The 26,055-nt window shown below is 58.3% G+C and carries 25 protein-coding genes; 8 read left to right on the top strand and 17 right to left on the bottom strand.

Annotated elements, in window-relative coordinates; all coding sequences use genetic code 11:
* Positions 1 to 2: 2 nt before the first annotated feature.
* The 3 genes from fliE to flgB are packed head-to-tail and all read right to left on the bottom strand — an operon-like array spanning position 3 to position 1,107.
* Complete coding sequence (gene fliE, locus ACP6EK_RS01210; RefSeq protein ID WP_438316743.1) at positions 3 to 293, bottom strand: flagellar hook-basal body complex protein FliE; 291 nt, start codon at positions 291 to 293, stop codon at positions 3 to 5.
* 13 nt (positions 294 to 306) lie between these two features.
* A complete protein-coding gene (gene flgC / locus ACP6EK_RS01215; RefSeq protein ID WP_438316746.1) occupies positions 307 to 699 on the bottom strand; it encodes a flagellar basal body rod protein FlgC in 393 nt (130 codons plus the stop codon).
* Positions 700 to 1,107, bottom strand: a complete 408-nt coding sequence (flgB, locus tag ACP6EK_RS01220; RefSeq protein ID WP_438316749.1) for a flagellar basal body rod protein FlgB — start codon at positions 1,105 to 1,107, stop codon at positions 700 to 702.
* Between the two features lie 107 nt (positions 1,108 to 1,214).
* Between flgB and ACP6EK_RS01225 the strand changes: the two genes are divergently transcribed.
* From ACP6EK_RS01225 to hflC, 7 genes are all read left to right on the top strand, one after another.
* Positions 1,215 to 2,444: a 5-(carboxyamino)imidazole ribonucleotide synthase gene (locus ACP6EK_RS01225; protein WP_438318800.1), complete on the top strand. Its 1,230-nt coding sequence runs from the start codon at positions 1,215 to 1,217 to the stop codon at positions 2,442 to 2,444.
* Positions 2,365 to 2,871, top strand: a complete 507-nt coding sequence (purE, locus tag ACP6EK_RS01230; RefSeq protein ID WP_438316752.1) for a 5-(carboxyamino)imidazole ribonucleotide mutase — start codon at positions 2,365 to 2,367, stop codon at positions 2,869 to 2,871. Before ACP6EK_RS01225 ends, purE begins: the two co-directional genes overlap by 80 nt.
* Positions 2,864 to 3,400: a chromate transporter gene (locus tag ACP6EK_RS01235; protein WP_438316755.1), complete on the top strand. Its 537-nt coding sequence runs from the start codon at positions 2,864 to 2,866 to the stop codon at positions 3,398 to 3,400. The genes purE and ACP6EK_RS01235 overlap by 8 nt, the downstream gene beginning before the upstream one ends.
* Positions 3,397 to 3,924 (top strand): chromate transporter, encoded by a 528-nt coding sequence (locus ACP6EK_RS01240; protein ID WP_438316759.1) that lies wholly within the window; start codon positions 3,397 to 3,399, stop codon positions 3,922 to 3,924. The genes ACP6EK_RS01235 and ACP6EK_RS01240 overlap by 4 nt, the downstream gene beginning before the upstream one ends.
* 103 nt (positions 3,925 to 4,027) lie before the next feature.
* The gene (locus tag ACP6EK_RS01245) at positions 4,028 to 6,208 is read left to right on the top strand and encodes a methyl-accepting chemotaxis protein (protein ID WP_438316762.1); all 2,181 of its coding nucleotides are present in this window, start codon (positions 4,028 to 4,030) and stop codon (positions 6,206 to 6,208) included.
* Positions 6,209 to 6,276: 68 nt separating this feature from the next.
* Positions 6,277 to 7,269, top strand: a complete 993-nt coding sequence (gene hflK, locus ACP6EK_RS01250; protein WP_438316765.1) for an FtsH protease activity modulator HflK — start codon at positions 6,277 to 6,279, stop codon at positions 7,267 to 7,269.
* Positions 7,262 to 8,158, top strand: a complete 897-nt coding sequence (hflC, locus tag ACP6EK_RS01255; protein ID WP_438316768.1) for a protease modulator HflC — start codon at positions 7,262 to 7,264, stop codon at positions 8,156 to 8,158. Before hflK ends, hflC begins: the two co-directional genes overlap by 8 nt.
* On the opposite strand, the gene ACP6EK_RS01260 is transcribed toward hflC, so the two are convergent.
* From ACP6EK_RS01260 to ACP6EK_RS01290, 7 genes are read right to left on the bottom strand one after another with little or no spacing between them, the layout of a single operon-like run.
* The gene (locus ACP6EK_RS01260; RefSeq protein WP_017890083.1) at positions 8,115 to 8,444 is read right to left on the bottom strand and encodes a carboxymuconolactone decarboxylase family protein; all 330 of its coding nucleotides are present in this window, start codon (positions 8,442 to 8,444) and stop codon (positions 8,115 to 8,117) included. The two genes, hflC and ACP6EK_RS01260, sit on opposite strands and share 44 nt — an antisense overlap.
* Positions 8,445 to 8,449: 5 nt before the next feature.
* Positions 8,450 to 9,790: a hypothetical protein gene (locus tag ACP6EK_RS01265; protein WP_438316771.1), complete on the bottom strand. Its 1,341-nt coding sequence runs from the start codon at positions 9,788 to 9,790 to the stop codon at positions 8,450 to 8,452.
* On the bottom strand, positions 9,787 to 11,229 hold the full coding sequence (locus ACP6EK_RS01270; RefSeq protein WP_438316774.1) for a two-component system sensor histidine kinase NtrB: 1,443 nt from the start codon (positions 11,227 to 11,229) through the stop codon (positions 9,787 to 9,789). Before ACP6EK_RS01270 ends, ACP6EK_RS01265 begins: the two co-directional genes overlap by 4 nt.
* A gap of 4 nt (positions 11,230 to 11,233) precedes the next feature.
* On the bottom strand, positions 11,234 to 11,599 hold the full coding sequence (locus ACP6EK_RS01275; protein ID WP_438316777.1) for a response regulator: 366 nt from the start codon (positions 11,597 to 11,599) through the stop codon (positions 11,234 to 11,236).
* Between the two features lie 5 nt (positions 11,600 to 11,604).
* The gene (locus ACP6EK_RS01280) at positions 11,605 to 13,635 is read right to left on the bottom strand and encodes a chemotaxis protein CheW (protein WP_438316779.1); all 2,031 of its coding nucleotides are present in this window, start codon (positions 13,633 to 13,635) and stop codon (positions 11,605 to 11,607) included.
* Complete coding sequence (locus ACP6EK_RS01285; protein ID WP_438316782.1) at positions 13,610 to 14,254, bottom strand: carboxypeptidase regulatory-like domain-containing protein; 645 nt, start codon at positions 14,252 to 14,254, stop codon at positions 13,610 to 13,612. The genes ACP6EK_RS01280 and ACP6EK_RS01285 overlap by 26 nt, the downstream gene beginning before the upstream one ends.
* Before the next feature lie 2 nt (positions 14,255 to 14,256).
* Positions 14,257 to 14,604 (bottom strand): carboxypeptidase-like regulatory domain-containing protein, encoded by a 348-nt coding sequence (locus ACP6EK_RS01290; RefSeq protein WP_438316784.1) that lies wholly within the window; start codon positions 14,602 to 14,604, stop codon positions 14,257 to 14,259.
* Positions 14,605 to 14,696: 92 nt separating this feature from the next.
* Here ACP6EK_RS01290 and ACP6EK_RS01295 point away from each other — a divergent pair, with 92 nt between their 5' ends.
* On the top strand, positions 14,697 to 15,932 hold the full coding sequence (locus ACP6EK_RS01295) for a DUF2271 domain-containing protein (RefSeq protein ID WP_438316786.1): 1,236 nt from the start codon (positions 14,697 to 14,699) through the stop codon (positions 15,930 to 15,932).
* On the opposite strand, the gene ACP6EK_RS01300 is transcribed toward ACP6EK_RS01295, so the two are convergent.
* From ACP6EK_RS01300 to ACP6EK_RS01330, 7 genes are read right to left on the bottom strand one after another with little or no spacing between them, the layout of a single operon-like run.
* Positions 15,933 to 17,057 (bottom strand): diguanylate cyclase, encoded by a 1,125-nt coding sequence (locus ACP6EK_RS01300; protein ID WP_438316789.1) that lies wholly within the window; start codon positions 17,055 to 17,057, stop codon positions 15,933 to 15,935.
* Positions 17,058 to 17,062: 5 nt separating this feature from the next.
* Positions 17,063 to 18,181 carry a uroporphyrinogen decarboxylase family protein gene (locus ACP6EK_RS01305; protein WP_438316792.1) on the bottom strand — a complete coding sequence of 373 codons (1,119 nt, stop codon included), beginning with the start codon at positions 18,179 to 18,181 and terminating at the stop codon, positions 17,063 to 17,065.
* Entirely contained in the window at positions 18,182 to 18,577 is a 396-nt protein-coding gene (locus ACP6EK_RS01310) for a secondary thiamine-phosphate synthase enzyme YjbQ (RefSeq protein WP_438316795.1), read from the bottom strand.
* A gap of 11 nt (positions 18,578 to 18,588) precedes the next feature.
* Positions 18,589 to 20,535 carry an ATP-binding protein gene (locus ACP6EK_RS01315; RefSeq protein ID WP_438316798.1) on the bottom strand — a complete coding sequence of 649 codons (1,947 nt, stop codon included), beginning with the start codon at positions 20,533 to 20,535 and terminating at the stop codon, positions 18,589 to 18,591.
* A gap of 10 nt (positions 20,536 to 20,545) precedes the next feature.
* Positions 20,546 to 21,634, bottom strand: coding sequence for a hypothetical protein (locus ACP6EK_RS01320; protein ID WP_438316801.1), 1,089 nt, complete (start codon positions 21,632 to 21,634; stop codon positions 20,546 to 20,548).
* Positions 21,604 to 24,765, bottom strand: a complete 3,162-nt coding sequence (locus ACP6EK_RS01325; RefSeq protein WP_438316804.1) for an AAA family ATPase — start codon at positions 24,763 to 24,765, stop codon at positions 21,604 to 21,606. Before ACP6EK_RS01325 ends, ACP6EK_RS01320 begins: the two co-directional genes overlap by 31 nt.
* Positions 24,762 to 25,997 carry a metallophosphoesterase family protein gene (locus ACP6EK_RS01330; protein WP_438316807.1) on the bottom strand — a complete coding sequence of 412 codons (1,236 nt, stop codon included), beginning with the start codon at positions 25,995 to 25,997 and terminating at the stop codon, positions 24,762 to 24,764. The genes ACP6EK_RS01325 and ACP6EK_RS01330 overlap by 4 nt, the downstream gene beginning before the upstream one ends.
* Positions 25,998 to 26,055: the final 58 nt, after the last annotated feature.

The raw sequence follows: 26,055 nt of genomic DNA on the forward strand, positions 1-26,055 counted from the left end.
GCTTACACCTGCATCCGCATGATCTCCTGGTACGCCTCGATGACCTTGTTCCGCACCTGAACCGCAAGACCCAGGGCAAGATTGGCCCGCTCCAGGGCAATGATGGCTCGGTGGAGATTCTCCTCCTTCCCCAGGGCTACCTCAAGGACCGCCTGGTCAGCCTCCTTTTGCAGGGCATTCACTTCCTCAAGGGCCTGCCAGAACTTCTCGGCAAAGCCCCCACCCTGAGGGGCCCCTTCCGTTTTCCTCTCCACAAAAGGCAAGGAGGGGGATGACACCCGCAGAACTTCCATCGCCATACCTCCTTTATCGTCCGATGTTCAGGGTGCTTGTGACCATGCTCTTTGTGGCGTTGAGCGCCGCAACGTTGGCCTCATAGGCTCTGGTTGCGGCAAGAAGGTCCACCATCTCGTTCACCACGAGGACATTGGGGTACGCTACAAAACCACGTTCATCGGCATCGGGATGCCCTGGATCGTACAGAATTCGGGGAGGGGTTCTGGTATCCTCCTGAATAGCCGCAACCTCCACCCCTCCATCCGCCCGGGGAGTGAACACGACCTCTTTTCTCCGGTACGGTCCCCCCTGAGGCGTGCGGGTGGTCTCGGCGTTGGCGATGTTTGCGGCGATGACGCTCAGGCGAAGCCGCTCAGCCGTAAGGGCTGAAGCACTGATGTCGAAAGAGCGGAAAATCTTCATTTACCGCACCTCCCGGATAACGGTTCGCAGAAGACCGAGTTTATCGGACACCATACGGGCAAGTGCCTGATAGTACAGGGCATTCTCTACCACGGTCACCATCTCTTTCTCCACATCTACCCCGGAGCGATCCTGGCGAACGATGTACTCTTCCTCAAGGACTCTCGCTTCCTGCGAATGTTCCGCCTGGTCCTGGAAATGGGCCCTGTGGGTTACAGAAAGCGGCAGGGTTTCTCCTCTCTGGAGCACATCCTGGAAAACGCTCTGGAAGTCCACGTCTTTTCTCTTGTAGCGAGGCGTCTCAACATTGGCGACATTCTGTGCGAGAATTCTCTGGCGAACCGTGGAGTAATCAAGGCCTCGTTCCAGGACCTGCATCACCGGGTCTCGCACCATGTCCCAGGACATCCGCTCACCTCCACCATGAGGAGATGAAATACTTTGCCAAAACTTCCGAAAGCCCTTCCCCATTTCCATGGTACAATGGAAGAAAAACTCAAAACCCGGTGAGGATGATGCAGGCACGGCGCTTCCCCTTTTTCAGGATTGGCATCATCGGTGGCGGACAACTCGGGAAAATGATGGTGCAGGAAGCGAAAAAGATGGGGTTTTTTGTAACTGTTCTTGACCCCACCCCTGCTTCCCCCGCCGGACAGATTGCCGACCTGGAAATCACTGCAGGTTTTTACGACGAGGAAGGTCTCCGCAAGCTCCTTGCCACAAGCGATGTGGTGACATACGACATCGAGCATGTGAACACCGCTTTCCTTAAGGCCTGTCCGGAGAAAGACAAAATCCGTCCTGCTCCCGAGCTCCTTGAAATCATCCAGGACAAGCTCCGCCAGCGGGAGGTGCTCAAGCGGGGAGGTATTCCCGTTCCCCGCTTTGCTCCCCTTGAAGAGGACACTCCTGAGGCCTTCCGGTCCTTTGGATTCCCTCTGGTGCAGAAAGCCCGAAGGGGTGGGTACGACGGAAGGGGCGTGGCCATTCTCCGGGGGGAGGAGGACCTTCCGAAGCGCCTGCGGGGACCGTCATACCTTGAAGAATACGTGCCCGTTGATAGAGAGCTTGCCGTTCTTGTCGCCCGAAGCACCACAGGGGAAATCCGCACGTATCCCGTGGTGGAGATGGTTTTCAAGGAACGGGCCCACATCTGTGACCTCGCCCTTGCCCCGGCCCGGATTCCCGAGGAGGTGGCCGAGCAAGCAGAGGAGCTCGGGCGAAAGTGTGTGGAACTCCTCGAGGGAGTGGGGATATTCGCCGTTGAGATGTTCCTCACTGAAAGTGGGGAACTTCTCGTAAACGAAATCGCTCCACGGCCGCACAACTCAGGCCACTTTACCATCGAGGCCTGCGCGACGTCCCAGTTTGAAGAGCACCTGCGGGCGATCCTTGGGCTTCCCCTTGGCTCAACAAGGCTCCTTTCTCCTGCAGTCATGGTGAACCTCCTCGGGGAAGAGGGGGAAAGCGGTACACCCCTTGTGGAGGGCCTTGACGAGGCTCTGGCCGTTGATGGGGTGTTCTTCCACTTCTACGGAAAGCGAGAAACCCGGCCGTTCAGGAAAATGGGCCACGTGACCGTTCTTGGGGAAACCCTCAAAGAGGCTCTCGAAAAAGCCCTTAGGGTGAAAAACATTCTGAAAGTCAGGGGGGAGAGGAAGGACCATGAAGGCACCAAAGGTCGGCATCATCATGGGGAGCGACTCAGACCTTCCGGTTATGGAGGAAGCGGCCAGAATCCTTGAGGAATTCGGGGTAAGTTACGAGATCACCATCGTCTCCGCCCACCGGACTCCCGAACGCATGTTCCGATACGCCCAGGAAGCAGAAAAACGGGGCATCGAGGTCATCATTGCCGGAGCAGGAGGAGCGGCTCACCTTCCCGGTATGGTGGCATCAGTGAGCGTCCTTCCGGTCATCGGGGTTCCGGTGAAAAGCTCAGCCCTCCAGGGGCTCGATTCGCTCCTTTCCATCGTCCAGATGCCTCCCGGGGTTCCGGTGGCTACTGTGGCCATCAACGGGGCCCGGAACGCGGGGATTCTCGCCGCCGAAATCCTGGGAATCAAGTACCCCGAGGTCCGGGAACGGGTGCGAGCATATAAGGAGTCCCTGCGCAAAATGGTGGAGGAAAAAGCAGAACACCTCACTACTACTTTCGACGGCGATGTCTGAGCGGCACCGGCGTATCTTCCCGCTCTTTCTGACGTTCCTGAAAATCGGGGCCTTCACCTGGGGAGGGGGATACGCCATGATTCCCCTCATCCGGCGGGAACTCGTGGAAAAGCAGAAGGTTCTGAGCGAAGACGCTTTCCTTGAGGCCCTCTCCATCGCCCAGAGCCTCCCCGGGGCTTTAGCCGTGAACACTGCGTCTTTGGTGGGACTCATGATTGGCGGGGTTACCATGCAGCTTGCGTTCGTTTTAGCTACCGCCCTGCCGTCTTTTTTCTCTATCGTCGTTTTGGCTTTTTTCCTCCTCCGTTTCCGGGAACTCCCCCTCATCCAGGCGTTCTTCCGGGGGGCACTGGCCGTCGTTGTCTCCATCATTGTGCTTGCCGTGTGGCAGATTGGCAGAAAAGCGGCTGAGGATTCCGTGGACTTCATTCTCGCTGCCGCGCTTTTGGGGCTTTTGCTTTTCACCGGCATCCACCCGCTTTTCGTCGTCCTTCTTGGGGGAGGGCTGGGGCTTTTCTTGCGGCGATGACGTACCTTATGCTTTTCCTCGCCTTCCTGCGGGTGGGTTTCTTCTCTTTCGGTGGGGGGCTTGCCGCCCTTCCCCTCATCGAGCGAGAAATCGTCGACACGTACCGCTGGCTCTCAAAACCCGAGTTCCTTGAGCTCCTTGCCCTCTCTCAGCTCACCCCAGGACCCATCGCCATCAACGCCGCCACGTTCACCGGGTTCAAAGTCGGGGGGATGCTTGGGGCTTTCGTTGCTACCGGAGCCTTCTGCCTCCCGTCGGTATTCCTCACCCTCCTTGTGGTGACCTTCCTCTCCCGCTTTCGGGAAAACCCGTACGTTGCAGGGTTCCTCCGGGGGCTGCGCCCGGCACTTCTTGCCCTGCTCCTTCGGGTTGCGCTCTCGGTCATCCAGGATGGCATCCACGACTGGTTCGGGTTGCTCTTGAGCATCACCGGAGGAGCACTGCTCTTTTTCGGGAAAATCGAAGAAATCCCGTTGCTCCTTTGTGGAGGAATCCTCGGACTTCTGTGGTACGGGTGGCGGTGAAAAAAAACTCCCCCTAAAGTTCCCGAAAGAGGTGCCGATACCTCTGGGAGAAAACAGGGTCAAAGCATGCACCACGCAAAAATTCCTGAAAAGGGGTGGTCTTATGTTCAGAAGCCTCAAAGCGAAACTCCTCTCTTTCTTCCTCCTCCTCTCCATCGCTCCCCTCGTGGCCGTGACCTACTACAGCACAAAGGTGTTCCAGGGGAAGCTCGAAGAGAACGCCAAAAGAGAGTCCATGGCGCTCCTTGAAACCACTGCGCTTGCCCTTGACCAGTGGCTCAACGAGAAGGTTGAGCGCCTCCGGGCCCTGAGCGAGTGGGAGGACGTGAGAGCGCTCTCTCCAGAACGGACGCTCCCCGTCCTGAAAACCCTCGATGTTGCCGACCCGCAGGCAGAAATGTACTTCTTCGCCCACGAGGACGGAACGGCCTGGACGACGCTCGATAGCCAGGCAAATATCAGCGACCGGGAGTACTTCAAGAAAGCCAGGGAGACCGGAAAGCCCCAGGTCTCAGACATGGTGGTCTCAAAAGCTACAGGGAACAGAATCATCGTCATCGCCTACCCTATCGCAACCGGCGGGCAATTCCGGGGCATCGTTGCCATGACGGCTGAGGCAAAGACCCTGTCGCAGCTTGTGGCCTCGGTGAGGCTCGGGAAGACTGGCTACGGGTTCCTCGTAGACTCAAAAGGGTACGTCATCGCCCACCCTGACGAGAGCGTCATTATGAAGATGAACGTCACGGAAATGGGCTCAGAGAGTGCGAACGCCATCGGCAGGCGCATGCTCCAGAGGGAAAAGGGGTACGGAACGGCCCTTCTGAGCGCCAAAGAACTCGAGAGTATCAGTAAAGACCAGAGGTTCTTCGTGGCGTTCACTCCTCTTGCTGCTGCCCCCTGGACGCTGGCGGGCAACGTCCCGGAAGAGGAGCTCTTCGGTGAGGTCTTTGCACTCCGGAATGTCATCCTCCTCATCATCGTCGCCGTGGCCGTTGTCGTCGCCGTGGTGTCGCTTGGTGTTTCCGGTGCGATATCCTCAGGTATTGCCAGGGTCAAGGACATCATCAACCAGGTAGCCCAGGGTGAACTCAGGGTGGACACAAAGGCCCTCGAAGGCGTTGCCTTAGGAAGCGACGAAGTGGCTGTCCTGGCCCGGTCCTTCCTGGAGATGCTTGGGAACCTCAAAGAACTCGTGACCGAGATCCTCGGTACTTCCTCTTCCTTAGCCTCCTCGAGCGAAGAAATCGCTTCCTCCATCGATGAAATCTCGAAAGCCACCCAGGAAATTACCAAGACCATCTCCCAGGTCGCAGAAGGCTCCACCCGCCAGAGCGAGGAGCTCCAGAGAATCGGTGAAGAGGCCGCGCGCATAGGGGAACAGGCGGAGAAAATCGCCCAGGCCACCCGGAGGAACCTGGAGCTCCTCGCCCTCATGCAGGGGAATCTCGCCAAGAACCGGGAGGCCCTCGAGGCGATCCAGCAGGCCATGGAAAGCACCCAGAAGGAAAGCGTAACCACTCGAGGTGAAGCCCAGAAAGGGAAACAGGCCCTGCAGCGGCTCATTGAGAACGTCTCCTCCATAGCCCGGGTGAGTGAAAAGGTGGCCGAGAGCATCCACGTCCTTGAAGAACGCTCCCAGGAAATTGGCAAAATCGTGGACCTCATCACCGGCATTGCGGAGCAGACCAATCTCCTTGCCCTCAATGCGGCGATTGAGGCGGCAAGAGCCGGAGAAGCCGGACGGGGCTTTGCCGTGGTGGCTGAAGAAGTGCGCAAACTCGCCGAGGAATCCGCAAAAGCGGCAGAACAGATTGGTGCCCTCATCGCAGAGATCCAGAGAGATACCCGACAGGCCGTTGAGAACATGGAACGGGCACGGAGCGAAGTCGAGGCCGGGAGCAAGGAGAGCGAGAACGTGGCTGCGAACTTCAACGAAATCCTCCTGGCCATCGAACGGCTCGAGGGGGACATCGAGAACCTTTTTGGGTCTTTAAAGGAAGCCTTCCTGCTCCAGGAAAAGACCCTGCAGAGCGCCGAAGAGGTCGTCGCTTTCTCCAAAGACAGCGCCACGCTCATCAGCAAGACCACACAGGGGGTACAGAACATCACCGAGAACATCTCTTCCATTGCCGCTGTGGCCGAGGAAAACGCCGCCTCAAGCGAAGAAGTCTCGGCCTCCACCGAAGAGCAAAATGCCTCTCTTGAAGAGGTCAACTCGGCCATCCAGGCCCTGGCGCAGATGGCCCAGAACCTGCAGAAGCTCGTGGGGCGGTTCAAGGTGTGACGAAGGCGGGGCTTCTGCCCCGCCTTTTTCGCCTTGCATCCCCCGCCCTTTTCCGGTAAGATAAAGACATGTACGGCGAGGGGTTTGAGGGGAAAGTCATCGATATTTCCACGCTGCGGATTATCCGCTTTTTCAGGCGCCTGGGGCTTTATGTCCTCTTGGCTATCGTCATCCTCTACTCCTTAAGCGGTGTGTACGTTGTGGGGCCTGATGAGGTGGGGGTGGTCCGGCGCCTCGGGAGCTACCACCGTACCGTTCCACCGGGAATCCACTACCGGCTTCCCTATCCTTTCGAAAGCGTGGTCCGCCCGAAAATCACCGAGGTCCGGCGGGTAGAGATTGGCTTTCGAACCATCGCTCCCGGTCCCCCACCGAAGTACGCCCTGGTTCCCGAAGAATCCCTCATGCTCACCGGGGACGAGAATATCGTGAGCTGCCAGTTCATCGTGCAGTTCCGCATCAGCGACCCCTATCAGTACCTCTTCCGCATCAAAGACCCCGAGAAAGCGGTGAAAAACGCCGCGGAGGCCGCCCTCCGGGAGGTTGTGGGGAAAAAGACGATTGACGAGGTGCTCACGACCGGAAGAGCCGAGGTCCAGGAGGAAACCAGAAACCTCATTCAGGACATCCTCAACCGGTACGAGGCGGGAATCCGGGTGATCGCCGTTCAGCTCCAGGATGTCCAGCCCCCGCAGGAAGTGGTGGCGGCGTTCAAGGATGTGGCCAGCGCCCGGGAGGACAAGGTCCGCTTCATCAACGAGGCCGAGGCTTATCGGAACCAGATTCTGCCCCAGGCCCGGGGAGAGGCTGCTCGCATCCTCAAAGAAGCCGAGGCCTACAAAGAAACTACGATCAGAAAAGCTGAGGGAGAGGTTGCCCGGTTCCTTTCTGTACTCAGAGAATACGAGCTCAATCCGGAAACCGCCCGGGAACGACTCCGGCTGGAAACCCTCACGAGCATCCTCCCGAAGGTCAGGAAGTTCATCTTCGATGAGGAAGCCGCCTCCCAGGGAACGCTGAAATTCCTTCCGCTTTCTGGAGGAGAGAAAAGCGGTGAATAGGAAAAGCCTGGCGCAACGCCTCCTGCTTGCCGTCCTTATTCTCGTTCTCCTTGCCCTTTTCAGGCCCTGGTACGTTCTTGACGAAACGGAGCAGGGTGTCATCGTCCAGTTCGGGAAACCAGTCCGGGTGGTCCAGGAAAGCGGACTCCACCTTAAACTCCCCTACCCTTTCCAGGTGGTGCAGAAATTCGAGCGCCGGCTTTTAGAGTACGATTCCCCGCCTGAGGAGGTCATCACCCGCGATAAAAAGACTCTCGTGGTCGATAGTTACGTCCGCTGGCGCATCGCTGACCCCCTTGTCTTTTTGCGAACTGTGGTGAGCGAAAGCGGCGCAGTGGTTCGGATTGACGATGTGGTGTACTCCGAACTCCGCACCGAAATCGGCCGGGTGGACCTCTTTGACCTTGTGTCCCGAGTGCGAGGAGAGGTCATGAACCGGGTTACGGTTCGCTCCAACGAAAAAACGCGGGAGTTTGGCGTGGAGATTGTGGACGTTCGGATCAAGCGGGCGGACCTTCCCAAGCAGAACGAGGAAGCCGTCTTCCAGCGGATGAAATCGGAAAGAGAGCGCCAGGCAAGGCAGTACCGCTCTGAAGGTGAGGAGGAGGCCACCAAAATCCGGGCTGAGGCCGACAAAGAACGGGCGCTCATCCTCGCCGAGGCAGAGAAACAGGCGCAGATGCTGCGGGGTGAGGGTGAAGCCGAGGCCCTGCGAATCTACGCCAGGGCTTACGCGAAGAACCCCGAGTTTTTTGTCTTCCTCAAAACCCTGGAGCTCTACGAGAAGTCTCTGCAAGAGGGCGATACCCTCATCCTCACCCCGGCCTCAGACTTCCTGCGGTACCTCAGGAGTGCGCAAGAACCTGGGCCACAAGAGGTAGAAAGGTGAAGGCGGGTCCTCCACCCATAACTACCCCAACCTGGGCGGCTTCGAGGATTTCCTCAGGAGTAGCTCCTGCTCGCTTTGCCCCCTGAACGTGGAGGACCACACAGTGTTCACAGTGGATGGCAACACCAATGGCCAGGGCGATGAGCTCTTTCGTTTTCAGGGACAGGGCCCCATCGGCCATAACCTCGTGGTAGAAGGTGAGAAAAGGACTGACACTCCGGGGAGACTGTTCCCGAAGTTCCCGAATCCCCTTCCGGTACTCCTCAAGGAATTTCCCAATATCCACAGGCTCTACACTCCCTTCTTCTGAAGCTTGAGGATACGCCGCCTCAGGTGGGACGGCGGAATCCCCATCTCCTCCCGATAGAGCGTGCAAGTCCTCCGGGCAATACAGATGCCCTGGGCTTTGAGTTTCTCGGCGATTTCCCGATCGGAAAACGGATGACGAGGGTCTTCTTGCAAAAGAATCGCCCGCATGGCCTCCTTCACCGGGTAGGAAGCATCGAAGAAGAACTTCACGCTCCGCACCACTCCGTCGGGAAGGCGGACGAACTTCCCCTTGAGTACCTGGCAGATACCGCTCACGCTTATTCCGAGAGCCCCGGCGATTTCCCCCTGGGTGAGGGGGACAAAAAAGGAAGGACCACGGCGGAAGAACTCCTGTTCCCGCTCCACAATGTACTCGAGCACCCGAAGGAGCGTCCGGTACCGGTACGAGAGGCACGACAGCACCTCCCGGGCTTCTCGGAGCTTCTCCCGAAAGAAGTGGCGCTCCCGCTCTGGGAGCTCTCGATGGTTTTTCCGCCAGAAAGCAAGGACCGTCTCGCTTAGAGTCACCTGCATGGAGAAGGAGGGGACAAGGACAACGGCAAACTCTCCTTCTGCAACCTCCACGATTTCGGCATCGGGATACACAGAGGACCTTGCCTCCTCAAGGTCCTCCCGTTCCCGGCCAAGGGAGCTCTCGAAGGCCTGGGCGGGAGAGAAGAAGAGACGATCCCTGTAGGGGCGGATGAGGGCGGCAAAGCGGTCGGGGTCTTCCCGGAACATCCGGCGCAGCACCTGTGGGCTTTCTCCAACTCCAAGATCCGCAAGCTGCATCAGGAGGAACTCCACGGCGTCCTGAGCTGCAAAACCCGGGAATCCTGCACGACGCACCTTCTCCACGACTTCCTCGACCTTTTCAGGCGGCACACGAAGCTCAAAAGCCAGGGTTTCTGTGCTCTCCCGCAGGAACCCCTCGGCATCGAGATGGGCGAAAAGCACCCGGACAATGCGCTTTTCGTCCTCACGAAGCCCGGCAAGGCTCAGGATCTCATCAAAGCAGAATTCCTTCCATCCCCGTTCCCTACCCAAAGACGCAACGTCCTCCACCGGGACTTCTTCGCTCTTTCCAAGGTACCGCCCACAGCGGGGGCACCGATCCGGATACCCTGGAATTTCAGCACCACAGCCAAAGCACACGGTGCCCTCCCGGACCTCAAGGAGGGGATTCTCTTCAAGCACTCGCTCAAGATGAGCCTCGAGTTCTAAAAGCGGCAGGGCCATGAGCGTGCTCGCCACCATCATCTTGGGAACCATCTGACGTTTCTGCAGGGGCTCGAGAACAAGGCGAGGCTTTCTCGAGTTCATGCTTCAGACCCCCGTTCTACAGGGAGAAAGACCTGGACTTTGGTGCCCACACCTTCCTTTGAGGTCACCTCAATCCACCCCCCATGGGCCCGGACAATACCGTAGGAAATTGAGAGACCAAGGCCCGTTCCCCGTTCTTTTGTGGTGAAGAAGGGCTCAAAAATCCGGGGAAGAAGGGTCTCAGGAATACCTTTCCCCGTGTCGGCAAAGACAACCTTCACATAGCTTGAGAACCTCTTCTTCCCCTCCCAGGGGGGGACATTCTCAAGGAGCACGCTCTCGGTGGAAATCCGGAGGACCCCACCCCGTTCTCGCATGGCCTCAAAGGCGTTTTTCGCCAGGTTCATGAAGACCTGGCGCATCCTCGTCCGGTCAACCGGAACAAGGGGGAGGTTCTCCTCAAGGGCGAACTCTACCCGCTCGTTCTCCGTGCAGAAAAAGTCCACCAGCGCAAGGCTTTCGCGCAAAAGCGTATTGACGTCCGTGGGCTCTCGCTGGAGCACGAGAGGCCTGGAAAAATCCACGAGGTACCGGATGACTTCGCTGCAGTGCGCGGCCTCCCGCTCGATTTTCTCCAGGACTTTTCGGGTCATCTGGCAGGTGGAACAGTTGCTGTTCCCCTCGATTTGGGCAAGGAGCATCTGGGTGTACCCGTAGATGACCCCCAGGGGATTGTTGATCTCGTGGGCCATACTGGAGATGAACCGGCCAATGCTTGAGAGCCGTTCCATCTGGCGGATGCTCTCCCCCCAGCGAGCGCGCTCCGTCACATCCTCCACAAGCCCCACTACCCGCATGGTCTCCCCTTCCTGCCAGGAGAAAAACCGGAGGTTCAGGAGGCGATCGCCATTGAGGGCAGAGTTCCGCTGCAGGCGAAAGTTCCGTACCAGGTACTCCTCACCAAAGCGCAAACTCTGCCACATATCATCGAGCGTTTCCTGCGGGAAGATCTCATCCCACCTCCGGCCCAGGACCTCCTTTTCCCTCTTCCCCGTTAAGGCCTCCATGGTGCTGTTCCAGAAGAGAATCCGTCCTTCCCCAAAAGAAAGGAACACCACCCCCAGGGGGAAGTGGAAAAAGAAAAGGCGCAGGAGCCTTTCTTCAATGCTCTGAACCGAAAGGAGCATCCGCCGTTCGGTAGGGTTCAGGGTGTACACAGGGGGAGGTTCTCCGTCCCGGAGCGGACCTCCACTCACCCACAACAGGTGCTCCCCAAGGGTCTCCGCCCGGAAAAAGCACAGCTCCTCTCCCTGTACGAAGAAGTGGAGTCCGCTCTGCAGGAAGGCAGGGTTTTTTAAGGCCTCCTCCACTGGTTTTCGGTACCTGTGGAGTCCGTTGTAGAGGAGCGTACCGTCTCTTGTTCGAAAGGCCACGTACGCGGCTTGTAAGCGACGCCGAATCCCTTTGAGCAAAAGACCCCAGGGGAGAACCCGCTCCATCGTTTCAATTGCCCAGGACCTTCTTCACCGCCTCAATGACCCGTTCAGGTTTGAAGGGTTTGACAATGAAATCCCGGGCCCCAGCCTGAATGGCATCGACCACCATGGCCTGCTGACCCATGGCACTGCACATGATGATGCGAGCATTGGGGTCACGTTTGCGGATTTCCTTCACCGCGGTGATGCCGTCCATTTCGGGCATGGTGATGTCCATGGTGACGAGGTCCGGCCTCACTTCTTCATACTTGAGCACCGCTTCCTTGCCGTTGCTGGCCTCCGCCACCACCTCGTACCCGTTCTTTGTGAGGATATCCTTAAGCATCATCCGCATAAACGCAGCGTCATCCACGATCATGATTCGCCCAGGCATGTCCTTTACCCTCCCACCTGAACCATTTTCCAGAGGAGGCTGGCCACGTCCACAATGAGCGATACCCGCCCATCACCAAGGATCGTCGCCCCTCCAAGCCCCCGCACGTCCCCGATGTACGACCCCAGGGACTTGATGACGATTTCCTGCTCACCGATGATTGCATCGACCACAAGCCCCGCAAGAACCCGGGCCGCGTTCACCACCACAGTGTAGAGAACCTCGGGAATCTCCGTGCCCTCCTCGTACTCGGCTTTTTTCCCCTCAAGGAGGTCCTGGAGACGCAAAAGTGGTAATGCTCTCCCCCGAAAGAGCGAGGTCAGGGTTCTATTCACCCAGTAGGTATCCTTCTTCTCGATTTTCTCAATCTCCACCACATCGGCAAGGGGTATGGAGTAAATTGCCCCGTCAACCCGCACAAGGAGTGCCCTGATAATGGCCAGGGTGAGCGGAAGGCGCAGGAAGAAGGTCGTTCCCTTCCCTTTTTCGCTCTCCACGTGGACCTGGCCGTTCACCCGCTCGATATTCCGGCGGACGATGTCCATGCCCACGCCACGCCCGGAAACGTCTGTGACCTTATCGTTGGTAGAAAATCCCGAGTAGAAGATGAATTCCATAGCCTCCCGGTCGCTCATCCGGGCAAGCTCTTCCTGAGAGGCAAGGCCAAGAGCCAGGGCCTTTTGTCGGATTTTCTCTACATCGATGCCCCGTCCATCGTCCTGGACGAGGATCACCACCGAGTTCTCCTCCTGGTATGCCTTGAGGAGAATGCGGCCCCGCGGGGGCTTCCCCAGAGCCACCCGCTCTGCCGGCGGCTCAATACCGTGGTCCACGGCATTCCTGAGAAGGTGAATGAGGGGGTCCGTGATTTCCTCAATGAGGGAACGGTCGAGTTCCGTGTCCTCACCCTCGATGATGAAATCAATCTCTTTCCCGAAGTTCCGGGCAAGGTCCCGCACCATCCTCGGGAAGCGGTTGAACACCTCCGCCAGAGGAAGCATCCGGGCCTTCATGATTTCCATCTGGAGTTCGTTCGTCACCCGGCCAATGTGGGTGGTGGTGTCCACAAGGAGGTTCCGCAAGTGCGCCACCTCCTTGCTCTCCCGGAGGCGCTGGATGATGTCCTCAAGGCGTGCCCGGTCGATGACGAGTTCCCCCACAAGGTTCATGAGGGCGTCAAGCCGTTCCACATCCACCCGAACGGTTTTCTTCAACCCGCCGGTGACCTTCTTCTTCCCCTCAAGGGGGAGGGCTTTCTCGACCTTTTCCTCTTCTCTCTTCTCCTCAGGAGTCTCCACAGACTCGTGGACCGTCACCTCAACCCTCTCGATTTCCGCAACCGACTCCACGATGCTTTTCACAGCCTCAGGAGGAAGGGCAGTACGTACAAGGACCTCGAAGCTCTGTCCAAAGCGCTCGCTCTCGAGGTCCGAAAGGGAGGGGTTCGTGCTCACCACGTCGATACCGCTTTCCTGAAGGCGGTTAATGACAAGATAGGCCCGGACACCCTTCATGGAGCAGTCGAGGGTGAGGTACACCGTAAGGGTGTACTCTTTTGCCGCCTCCGGAACCTGCAGGGTCTCATGGTCTTTTTGGGGAACCTCTTCTTGAGGATGTTCTTTCGGTGCTTCCTTCTTCCCAAGAAGGCCCTGCAGCATCCCCACGATGTCCCCCGTCTCGACCTCAGGCTCCTTCCCTTCCAAGGCGATGCCGTTTCGCATGAACTTCAAAATGTCCACACCCCGAAGGAGGGTATCCACAAGCTCCGGAGTCACGGCAATGGTCTTTTTCCGGACGCCATCGAGGAGGTTCTCCATGAGATGGGCAAGCTCCATCATCTTTTGGAAACCCATGGAGCTTGAGGACCCCTTGATGGTATGGAAGGAGCGGAAAATGGCCTGTACCAGGCTCTCATCATCAGGGCTTTTCTCAAGTTGCACCAGATTTTCCTCCAGCCGTTCAATGTGCTCCTCAACCTCTTCCAGAAAAACACCAAGATACCGTTCCATATCAAAGGTCTCGGCCAACTCTGTCACCCTCCCCACTCATTGTACCACAGGCCTTTTGAGGCGCAGGATGGGTAAGTACAACCTCCACCACCGTGACGGCGTTTTCGGTAATTGCAACCTCCACTGTAGAGGGGACAAACCCTTCCTTTTCCACCACCAGCACTCCCTTCCCCACGGGAAGGCCACTCAAGGTGAAGCTTCCATCCTTCCCCGTGGTGGTCGTATAGGTTCCGTTGAACGTCACCAGAGCTCCAGGAACAGGGTTCCCCTCCTCATCCCAGACATATCCTACCAGTTTCCCCAAAAGGGGCGCAAGTTCAATGGTGAGGGAAAACGAAGAAACGTTACCGGGGATGTCCACCGCCTCACTCTTTGGAGCATACCCCAAAGAGTGCACCACAAAGACCTGCCGTCCTGAAGGAACCCGGGGCAGGAAGAAGGACCCATCAGAGGCCGTGAGGTCAAAGCATTCTGGGAAATCCCGAAGGCGCACCTGCGCTCCTTCGATGCCCTCTCCCGTCACCGCATCCCTGACCTTCCCGAGGACCGTCACCAGGGGATGCACTGAGGGAAGGGGAGCGAGATTGCCAAAGCATCCTGCAAGAAGACCAAGGCTAAGTACCGCAAACACCACAACTCGCCCCATCCTCAGCCCTCCTGGCGGGCAAGGTAATAGACGTACCGCCCCGGGGTGAGCTCCAGGGTGTAGAGAGTGATGGTATCGGTGAGGGGGAGGTAACCGCTTTTGTCAATGGCAACCGTATACGTTCCCGGAGGGAGCTGGAAATGGGCCTTCCCCTGGGCATCGGTGTACCGCACCGCTGCAACATTCCCCGTCACTGTGACCCGGGCAAGGGGCACCGGGAGGACGTACCCTTGAGGAGAATTTGGCTCAATCTCGTACACGAAGATATAGGTGTCCTTCATCTGCCAGCGGACCCCACAGCCGGAGAGAACGAAAAGGAGCACGAGAACAAGCACCACAGCGTGCTTCATCGTACGACCTCCTCAGAGATTGCAAATTCTGTGGATAAAATTTCTTGCCACTGTACCCCTGTGGTATGATATCCTCGAGAGGAGGGATACCCATGCGAAAGCTATTGCTCCTTGGTCTTGCGCTTTTTGCCCTCTGGGCGGTGCAGGGAGAGGCGTTGGAAATCCGCTACCTCGGCCACTCTGCCTTCTTTCTGGCCTTCGAGAGGGGCCTTCGGTGCGTCCTTGACCCCTTCACCCCTCAGGTCGGCTATCGTATTCCCGAAAAGCTTGAAGCTCATGTCCTCATAAGTTCCCATGAACACTTCGACCACTTCTTTGAGGACTTCCTGGGAAAGCGTGTTCCGGTTTTCGTGGGCACAAAAAACCAAGGGGCCGACTGGAACCTCTTCGACGAGACCATCCAGGGCGTCCACGTTTTCGCCCTTCCCTCGTACCACGACGGAGAACAGGGTACCCTTCGGGGGAAAAACGCGATCATCGTCCTTGAAGGAGATGGTTTACGCCTTGCCCATCTTGGGGACATTGGAGCACCCCCTGAGGACAGCGTCAGAGAGAAGCTCAGAGGTATCGATATCCTCTTCGTGCCCGTGGGAGGAAACTACACCCTTCCCCTCGACCAGGTTGTGGAACTCATCCGGGACCTTGCCCCTCGAGTCGTCATCCCCATGCACTACCGGACGGACGTCACCCGGGACTGGCCCATCGCACCTTTAGCGGATTTCCTCTCCCAGGCACAGGAGTGGAAGGTGGAGGAAAAGGGCAGCGTCCTCCATATTAGCGGAGACACCCTTCCCGAACCAACAACCATCTGGATTCTCGAAGAGGAGGGATTGGCCATGGAGCAAAGAGGAGTGCTGGAAATCACCCTGGACTTTGAGCGCCAGCGCACCATCGCCTCCAACCAGTATGCCGTTTGGATTGAGGACGAGAAGGGGAACCTCGTCAAAACCCTCTACGTCACGAGATTCACAGGCCGTGGGGGATACCGGCACAGACCAGACTGCCTCCCCACCTGGGTGAAGAAAGCCAACCCTGCGTCGTTACCACCCCAGACTGTTGACGCCACGACGAGCGCCACCCCACAAAGCGGACGCCAGGTATATACCTGGGACGGAAAAGACGAAAACGGCAACCCCGTGCCTCCCGGAACGTATCGCTTCTTCGTTGAAGCCACGCTCTTTTGGTCAAGCCGGGTTCTCTTCAGCGGAACCTTCGCTTACGGCGGGGGAAGCGTCGAAGATGTTCCTGTCACCGTTGCGTACTTTGGAGAGAGGCACAATGAGGGGATGCTCACGAACGTCAGGGCTCGCATTGTTCCGTCCCCGTGATCACTGCACGATTTGTAAAAATACACGACCGACCTCGGGGTCGAATCTCTTCCCGAGTTCCTTTTCGATTTCCCTGAGAGCAAGAGGAAGGGGTAGAGGGGGACGATACGGCCTCCCTAGAGTTAGGGCTTCATAAGCGCTGAGGAGGGCACCGGCCCGACTCAAGAAGGGAATGTCCCTTCCCCGAAGCCCGCGAGGGTATCCCTTGCCATCCCATCGTTCCCTGAAACTCAGTATCTCGCCTGCCACCGGCATGAGCTCACCAAGCTGTGAGGCAATCCGGTACCCCACCTCGCTGTGACTTCGAACTACCGTCCACTCTGCAGGATGGAGCTCGGCTGCTGGTTTCTTGAGGAGCTCCACCGGAAGGGCCACTTTCCCTACATCGTGGAAGAGCAGAAGACGCAAAAACCGCTCGTTCTCCTCCTCCGAGAAGGAGAGCGCCCTCGCGAGCTTCAGGGCGAGTGCGAACTTTGCGAATGCTCCCATGCGGGGTTCAAGGGGGTATACCTCCTTCTCGAGGTACTCCCGTAGCAAAGTAACGATTCTCCGCTCCAGATCCCTCCGCCCTGCAATTTTCTCACGGTACATTGCTTCCTCAGCTTCCTGAAGCACACCCCAAACATCCTGATGCGGTGCAGTCTTCGTAGCCACACCAAAAGCGAGGGAAACGGGAAAAGGTCCGAGTTTGCTCGGGAACTCAAGGAAAGGAGGGAAACGGCGAGCAAGATGCACCGCCTCTTCGTACGACGTTTTGGGGAGAAGGATCACGAACTCATCGCCCCCAAGCCGTGCCACAATATCCTCCCGTCGATACGTCTCCCGGAGCTTTGCCGCTACCTTCTGCAGGAGCACATCGCCATACCTGTGCCCGAGGAGGTCGTTGACGAGCTTAAAGGCGTTCATATCGGCCATGATGAGGGAAAGAGGGAGCTGTCGTGGAACATCAAGGCGCGTGAGCTCCAGCTCAAAGTACGCCCGGGAGAAAAGGCGGGTGAGGGGGTCCTGAAAAGGATCGGTTGCTCGAGCCTCGCTCTTTTGGACAAACTGCGCAAAAAGGCGCTCGTCATAGTAAACAAAAACCCACAGCTGTTCTCCCTTCCGCGCACCTTCCTCTTTTCCCAAGGGTCTCACCAGGCTTCAAGAGAAAATCTCAACCCCTCATCGAGCATCACCAGGTACTGCTCAAGGGGGACGTAGTTCGCAATGGAGTTCCCCGACCCCAGGGCAAAACCACCCTGCAAGGCACAGGCTTCAAGAATACTCCGAACGTACCGGCGAAGGTCTGCTTCAGGAAGACGGATGAGTTTGTCCAGGTCAACCCCACCAAGAGCAGCGACTTTCTGTCCGTACCGTTTCACAAACTCCGTTACCGGGAGGATTTCGTCCTGGAAGGAGTGGAAGGCATCGATGGGGACACGCTTGAGGAACGCATCGAACACCCCGTAGATGTTCCCGCAGGAGTGGAGGAAGTAGGACTTCCCCTTCTCGTGGGCAAGGGTGCAGAGCTTTTCATGCCAGGGGAAGACAAAATCCTCGAGGTCTTTTGGAGAGAGGAAGGTGGCGCTTCTAAACCCCCAATCGTCCCCCTGGAAGATGCCCCCCACGATGTCGAGGTCAACGAGCTGCCGGTAGAAGGAAAGGGTGACCTCCCCCACCCGGTCAAAGACCGCCTGAACGAGAGGCCGGTTTTCATGGAGGAGGACGGCAAGGCCTTCAAAGCCAAGGAGGATTTCGCTCACCACCTCAAAGATTCCACTACAGGCGTTCAAAAGAAGCTTCATACCTTCAGGAAGAAGGGATGACAGGAGTTCATAGGGAGAGTAATCGAAACCTGCCACATCAGGCCAGGGGTAGCGCTCGAAATCATCCCATGACCCAATCACCCCCGAGGACTCTTCAACCCACTCCCGCACCCCCCGGGAGAAGAGCGCAGTGTCTTCTCCTTTACGGGTCTTCCCCACAAAGCGAAGCCCCATCCCCGGCACATCCACGAAGATGCAGTAATCGTACCCCAGGCGTCTATAGAACTGGACAGACTGGCGGAGGAAAAGGGGCATGGTTTCGGGCGCAGGCGGCACAGGGGTTTCCCCAAAGATCCTGCGGGTCACCTCGGCAATGACTTCTGGATCAACGAGGAGTTCGACAAAGTGGACCCGTCGGGGAGGCCTTTTCCGGGCCAGAACGGCGACAAACTCGGCAAAATCCGGGGTGAAACGGTCTTCAGCGATCCACTCGAGGACGCGCATTTACTCCCCCACAACCTGGACCCAGACCCGACGTGTCCTCGGCCCATCGAATTCGCAGAGGAAAATCCCCTGCCAGGTCCCAAGAAGGAGCTTCCCATCTTCAAAGAGGACGCTCACCGACGGCCCCACAATGGAGGCCTTCACGTGGGCTGGGGAATTCCCTTCCCCGTGCTCATAGGGGAGGTTCTCGGGAACGGCATGGCGGAGCCCCCGGAGGATGTCAAGGACCACATCCGGGTCGGCGCTCTCGTTGATCGTGACTCCTGCGGTCGTGTGGGGAATGTACACCGCACAGATTCCCCGCATTTTCCCCGATTCCTGAATCGCCTGGCGGACAAAGGAGGTGATGTTCACGAGTTCCTCTTTCCTCCGTGTCGCTACCGTGAACTCACGCATGGTTCCACCCCCTACTCGAAGAGCTTTCGGAACTCTTCCTCGGAAAGGGAGACGACACCTTCGCCATATCGCAACAATCGTTTCTCCTCAGAAGTTGCCCAGGGTGTGAGGGGGAAGCGGACGGTGAGGGGAAGGCGGAAAAAGGGCTGGTCCACGATGACCTCCCCGGGGAGCAGCGCCGCCGCCTTCTCCCGCAGGATGCCCTGAAGGTGTGCGTACTCTGCCTTGCTGAGTTCGGCGTACTTTTGTCTTCCCACCACCGTCGTTGCCGCCTGGGTCACCACGCGGTAATCCACCTGAGAGGCAGTCTGCTCTGCCCCGATGAGGACAATCCGGAAGGACCGACCCCGTTCAGCCACGTCCCGGAAAATCTGCCCGAGGGGCCCACCACCCTCCCGGGGAGCGTACTTGTTGAGTTCATCAAGGTAAATGAAGACCGGTTCTTTCAGGAGATCCTGCTCTTTTGCCCAGAGAATTTCCCGAAGCACCGCCCCTACAACAAAAGCCTGCCCCCGGGAAGAGAGCTTGGCGATGTCCACCACCGTCACCCCTGCAGGACGGTTCCAGGGTAGGATATACTCGGGAACAGGGGGATGGTGGAAGACGACGGTACGGGAGGGAAGGATGCTCCGCCACAGCCTGTCAAGGCCGCTCCGCTCCGCCAGACGTAACCTCCGGGAAATGGCAAGGACCGTTTTGTCTTCAATCTTCTCGCTCCCAAGAGCCGTCGCCAGCGCCCTGGCCCCCTTCTCTCCCTCCTCAGTATACCCATGGAGGAGCTCGATGAGGTCCTTCAGAGAATTCGGAAGCCCGAATCTCTGAAGCATCCACTTTGGGTCCTGGCCGCACACCGCAAGGTACAGCCGCACCAGTGTCCGGTCATCGAGCCCTTCGCAGGAGAAGCGGATGTTCTCCTCAAGGTACGGAGTATCCTGCGAGAAGAGCTCTGCCCTGGCTTCCCTGACAAGACATGTGTACTGGTCATAGAGGAATTCCTCGATCACCGAGACCGCCAGGGCGAAATTCGGATTCCTCTCGAGCTCCTCTGGGTCAAAGAAGAGCGGCAGGAGGTGGAGCTCGGCAATGTCGAGGATGTCCCATCCGTAGACGCTCACCCGGTCACGGGAGTGACGGATGTCGGGTCGGCCGTCTTTCCTTGGAGGGACAGCCACAGTGACACTCTCAAAGGGCCGGGCGTCCACACCGAAGCGCCGGAACATGTCCTCCCAGAGCTGGGCTGCTCTTGAACCCTTCGCCTCCTCCCATTCGCTATTCCAGTGGTCAAGAAACAGGAGACTTTCTCCCTTCACGTTGAAGACGATAGCCCGGCTATCCCGCAAGAATGTGGCCACATCCCCTGAGAGAAAGCACTCCGGGGCGCGAGGGTAGTTGAGCATCATCCAGAGGAGGAAGGTGGCGTAGGAGGTTTTTGCCGCCACACCTGACTGGCCGCTGACGTTCACATGGGCCCCGTTGTCCCCAAGGAGGTACCGCACATCGAGGTACGCCACCTCGTTATTCGAGAGCACTCCACAGGGAAGGGCCCGCTTTGCCCGTTTCACCTCGTCAAACCCCAGCGCCACATCGGTCTCCTCAGGGGGGACGAGGAAAACCCTCTCCCCCACGGGTGGAGGGACAAGAGGGGGAACGGTTACGAAGCTCTCTCCTTCCTTTTTCAGGGTTCTCGTCACCACCACCTGTCCAAGGTAAATCGTCACCCCACTGTACCGTCCCTCGGCACAGGCCTCCTCCTGGTATCCTGTGGTGACCGTCCCGTCCCAGGAGGCCACCACCTCGTTCACTACTCCGTACAGCCGAAAGGTTTCCTCCCCCCAGGAGAAGTCCACCCGTACAATCGCCTCAAGACGAATCCCAGAAGCAAAAGCGGGACGCATCCGCACCCAGAAGGTGTAGGGAGTGACTTCCCGCAATCCTGTGACGGTACCAAGCTCTTCCAATGTCTCCACCTCACTCCTCAAGGCGCTCCCGCACCGGCGAGAGGTTTTTCTCCCAGAGTACCCGCTGCACGAGTTCCCGCACAAACCCCGAGGGGGCAAAGTGCTGGGCCAGACGTTCCTCAAGGGCGATGATTGGGAAGAGGTTTTCCGGAAGCCTCCGCCAGGGGTAATCCCCCGTGAGCTCAGGCAAAACCTGCGCCAGGCCGTCAAAGAGGCGGGTAATGTCAGGACGAAGGGCAGGGAACTGCTCCCCGGGAACCACAACCTCCAGGCGGACCAGGCCCTTCCAGGGGAAAGCAGGATCCTCCACCAGGCGGACGTAGGAGAACACCCGCAGGACGTCGGTACGGTCCTGATGCAAAAACCCCACGACAGCTGGGGTTCTGCGGCCCCGGGGGAGACGAAGAAGGGCCTCAAGCCATTCCCGGGGAAGGCGGAGTTCTTCCACCCCTTTCACGAGACCACAGGGGCCGACTCCGGGGATGAAGGTGGGGGGATCGATGAAGTGGATGGTGCCGTCTTTGACGACCGGGACACGCCGGTCAAGGAGCCGGCACACCTCTTCGCGCTCCAGGCGCTGCATGACGTTGAGGACGGCTTGCCGGGCAACCTCGGTATCGGCGAAAATTCTTGCTCCCCGCCGTGTCTCCTCAAGGCGGAAGACCATCCCCATCCCCAGGTCGATCTCCGGATGTTCCACCAGCACCCGGAGGGCGAGCTCCTCTCCTGCTCCGAGAACCCGCGCAAAAGACGGAGGCGAGGAGGGGGAAAACCCAAAGGAGAGCCCTCTACCCCTTTCCCACTGTACCCAGGAAGCAGCAACCTCAGCCAGAAGCAACACCGCAGTGCGATAGAGAACCCGCACATGGATGCGGGCCTTCCCATCCACAAAGCACACCCGGTCAAAAGCTGGAAACGAAAGATCCTCAGGGAATTCCCGCCATTCTTCGCTCTCCCAAAGGTCTCTGGGCGCAAGAGGGATGTCTTCGCCCACCTCGCGGTGGAAAAAGGCCTCGTCCTCCGTGTACCAGTGGTCCACCTGGGCAAAGCCACTCCGAAGCAATGCCCCTATGTCACGATGCTTTCGGTCTTCTTCCACCGCACCGCCCCCTCTCTGACCTCAAGCTGCACCGGGAAGTACCCGGCAAAATCCGGATCGTGGGTCACCACCCCCACCATTTTCCCCTCCCGGCTTAAGCGGAAAATGGCATCAGCCACGAGATCAAGGTGTTCCCGGTCAAGGGACGAGAACCCCTCATCGATGAAGAGGCACTCCGTTCTGCGGGCGTAACTTTTCTCGAGCTTGAGACTCGAAAGTGCCAAAGCCAGAGCCAGAGCAATCAGGGTCTTTTCCCCGCCTGAACACTCCTCCGGCAAGCGCTCTCCTCCGCCGAACTTTCGGTCAAGAACCGCAAGGTCCGCCATGCCTCTACGCATCTGCATCCGCAGTGCATATCGCTCCCCTGAGAGTTTCCGGAGAATCCGGGAACCCTCCTCTTCGAGGCGGGCGAAAAAGAGCCGGAGCAGGTAGTTCTTGAACCCGCCCACCTCAAGCGCCTGCTGCAAATCCACATGAACCCGGTACTCCCTCAGTCTCTGGCCCACCGTCTCGCGGAGTTCTTTCCACTCTCTCTGCTTCTCTTCGTTCTGCCGGAGCCTCTCCCGAACCTCTCCGAGGCGTTTGTGGAGGAAAGACACCCGCTCCTCAAGGTCCTGAGCTTCCTTCTGCCACCGGGCAAATGTCTCTTCAAATTCGTTCTCAGCAAGGCCGAGTCCAGCAAAAAGCTTTTCTTTCTCCTTCCGCTGCTCTGCTATTCGCTTTTCCAGTCCTTCAAGCTCCCCCTCCAGGCGATGGAGCACCTCCCGCCAGTTCCCCCGTTCTCTATCCCGCAACCGGCAGTACGTGGTCTCATCCCACCCTCGCTTCTTGAGCTCTCCAAGAAAGGCCTGCCGGAGGCGCTCCTCTTCCTGACCCAGGGAGTGCTGGTCCTGCAGAAGCTGCAAAAGACGTTCCTTCAGCCGGTTTCTATCGCCCTCAAGAAGCGCGATGTGCTCTCTTTTGGCCCTGATTGCCGCTCCAAGGCGCACAACCTCCTGCCCGGCTTTCTGAAGCCTCCTTTTGAGGTCCTCGGCAAAGGCGAAAAAGGCCTCCTCAGGCACCCCACTCTCAGTAACCCCCCATAACGCACAGTACTCCCCAAGGAGCGCTCGCTGTCGCTTAAGCTCTGCTTGCAGTGCTTCCAAGGTGGCGGTTATGCTCTCAAGACGCTGCATCTCCTCTTGCAACCGCTCTTCAAGCGAGGCAATCCGCCCCTCAAGGGCAACCAGGTCCTTCTGGAACGCTTCTGCTTCCTTCCGCAGAGCTTCCCTGGCCTTCTCCTGGGACCTCACCCACTCGCGGAAACGGGAAAGGTTCAGCACATCCTGCTCGGGGTACCCGCAGCTCTCGAGACTCTCTCTGATGCGCCGATGCAGCTTTTGCAGCTCTCGACCGAGAATCTCCTCCCTCTTCCCCACTTCCTCAAGGTCCCTGAGGGCTCTTTCCTCCTCTTCTCGGAGCTCCGCAATGCTCCGGAGGAGGTGTTCCCTCTGCGACGCAAGGCGGGTGAGGCGCTCATGGAATTCCCGGTACTCCTCCTCAAGCGCAAGGATATCCACCCGCACCCTCTCCCCTTCCGGGAACGGCACCGCGCTCCCGCACACCGGGCATACCCCGTGGCGACGCCACTCCTCCTCAAGTTCCCCAACCACAAAGGCCTTGACCCCAAAGCGGTACTTCGCCTCACGGTCCTTTCTCTGGGCTTCAAGTTCCCGCAAAGAAGCCTCGAGCGTCTCTTGCTCCTTCAAAAGGCCAAGCAATTTCTCCTTTTGCCTGGCAAGCTCTCCCTCAATCCTCCGTCGCTCCCCTTCAGCCTGTTTCAGCTCCTGGTGTTTCTCCTGCGCTTCAGGGACAAGGATGTCGAGAATCCGAGTTGCCTCCTCGATCTTTCCCCAGGCGCTCTCCACCCTGGCAAGACAGGCTTCCCGTTCTTTGAGCGCTGCCACTTTCCTCTCCCGTTCTCTCAAAAGGTCTTCGTGTTCCCTCCCAAGCTCCTGGAGTCTTGTCCTGAGTTTCTGCCCTTCCCTCTCCCAGAATACGCACTCCTCTCTGCGCCTCCGGATATCCTCAAAAAGGGGCTGCCCCTGCTTTTCAACCTCCTGGACAAGACGCTCAAGCCTCTCCTGTTCCTCCCTCCAGTGCTTCTCCTCCCTGAGGAGCTCTTCTAGGGACTTTTTGGCCGAAAGAAGGTCCTCTTCGGTTTTCCTGAGGTCTTCCCCAGTCCTCGCCACTTCCTGATTCACCCGCTCAAGGAGCTCTGCCTTTGCCCTCCAGGGACTCTCAAAGGCCTCGCAGAGGCGGTGAGCCAGCTCAATATCATCGTCCTCCTGAATTTTCGGTCGCACCTCCTCGCAGCGCTCGCGGAGGACAGAAAGCTGCTCTTCGTTTTCCCGGAGCTTTCGGAGGATTTCCCCAAGCTGCCTCATCTTCTCCAGGCACTCTTGCAGGTTCTGACGCCGGGACCTGGCACTCTCGAGTTCCTGCTCGATGTTTCCTACCTCTTCCCGGAGTCGGACCTCTTCTCCGGGAAGGTCCTCGGCTTCAAGCAGGCGAAGCCTTTCCTGGTGAGACCCGAGTTCCCCCTCGAGAGTCTTCATCTTGCCCCGAACCTGCTCGCGGATTCTGTCGAGGATGTCAAGGCCAAAGAGGCTACTCAGGATCCTGAAGCGGTCCGCCGAAGACGCCTCAACAAAGGCCAGGGTTTCTCCCTGGGGAAGGAACACAGAGGACCGGAAGGTCAGGGCATCACAGCCGAGGAGCTCCTCAATGCGCTGGTTGACCCCCTGCTCCCCAGAGGCCACCGGCTTCCACCGTTCCCTCTCGTACTGCTCGAGGTAGGCCACGCCCCCCTGCTTTGCCGAGTACTCCCGGGTAACCCGGAACCGCTTCTCTCCAAGGAGGAACTCAAGCTGCACCCGTAAGGCTTTGTCGGGACTCCCCCGGTAAATGAGCTCCTTTTTCCCTCGCTCAGAACGAATCCCCCGACCATACAGGGCAAAGTACATCGCCTCAAGGAGCGATGACTTTCCCGCTCCGTTGGGACCCACAATGACAAAGAGGTCCGAGGCAAACTCAAGCTCTGCGCGCTCAAGCCCCAGAAAACGCTCAACCCGAAGACGCAGTGGCCTCATTCTCGATCTTCCTCAAAAGCCCTGTGGTAGTACACTTCAAAAAGCCGCACCACGTCCTCCGAAAGCCCCTCCTCCTCAGCAAACCGGGCGAAAAGCTCCGGTAGCGCCGCTATATCGAACGGGGCCTGTTCGCTTTCTTGATGATCCTCCTCATCCCAGACCGCCTCAACCACCACCACCTCGAAGCGTTCTCCCCGGAGCCGAACGAGTTCCGTGAACCACTCAGGAGAAAGCATCTCTCCTGGAATCCGGAGCCGCACATAGTTCCGCCGGCCGTTGCGCAGCCGCTCCTCTATGAGGCGGCGAACCTCCAAAACCCCAAGGGGCCTTTCAAGGTCTATGCTCAGAAGGGCAGAGCTTTCAAAGAACACCGGATGAATCCTGGGTCTTTCCCCAAAAACGAGCTCCACCAGTACAAAGCCGCCTTTCTGGTCGGGGTTTTTGAAGTTCTCCGGGACGAGGGACGAGGGGTAACAGAGGGGGAAGGGCGTCTCGAGAACCGTGTACCCGTGGAGATGCCCCAGGGCACCGTAGGAGAAACCGTGGGGGAAATCGGCCTTTTTGAGGAAGACCTCCCGGGAAGCGTTGGCCTCAGCGTAGAAGGCTAGCTCCTCCACCGTCAGATGACCGAGAAGAACATGGAAATGGCGGGGATTGAACGAGTGCTTCCACTCCTCCATGGTGCGCCGAAGGCGGTCCCTCACCATGGCCTGAACCGTTTCCCCGGGGTGGTCAGCAAGGAACCTCGAGAGCGGCAGATAGGGGATCGGGAAAATGGTTACCCCAAGCTCCGGAAAACTCCGCGGCTCCATATCCCGGATGACTGTGATGCTTTTGGGGAACATCCGCCGCAGGGCTTCCACAGCGTACCAGTCATGGTTCCCGATGAGCCACACGAAAGGAGCGACCTCCGCAAGTTCCACGACGACCTCGGCGGCAAGCTGAATGGCCTCCCTGGGGGGATGGTAGTACTGGTGGAAGAGGTCCCCGGCATGGAGCACAAGGTCAACCCGTTCGTCTTTTGCCACCTGAATGAGCTTTTCAAGGCATTCCCGCTGTTCCTCCAGGCGGTCGATCTCCCGGTGACTCTTCCAGGAAACAAGTCCAAGGTGCCAGTCAGCAGTATGGAGTACTTTGAGCGGTCGCATTGCTGTTCCCCGGAAATATTGTAGCATAATCCTCCCCAGGCACTCTTCAGGATATGCGGCAAACCCAAAGACCCAAGAGCACAAATTGACACCCTGCAGGGCCGATGGTATTATCTTTTTAGACGTCTAAATAAAAAGGAGG

The sequence above is a fragment of the Candidatus Caldatribacterium sp. SIUC1 genome, assembly GCF_051549785.1.
Classification (GTDB): domain Bacteria; phylum Atribacterota; class Atribacteria; order Atribacterales; family Caldatribacteriaceae; genus Caldatribacterium.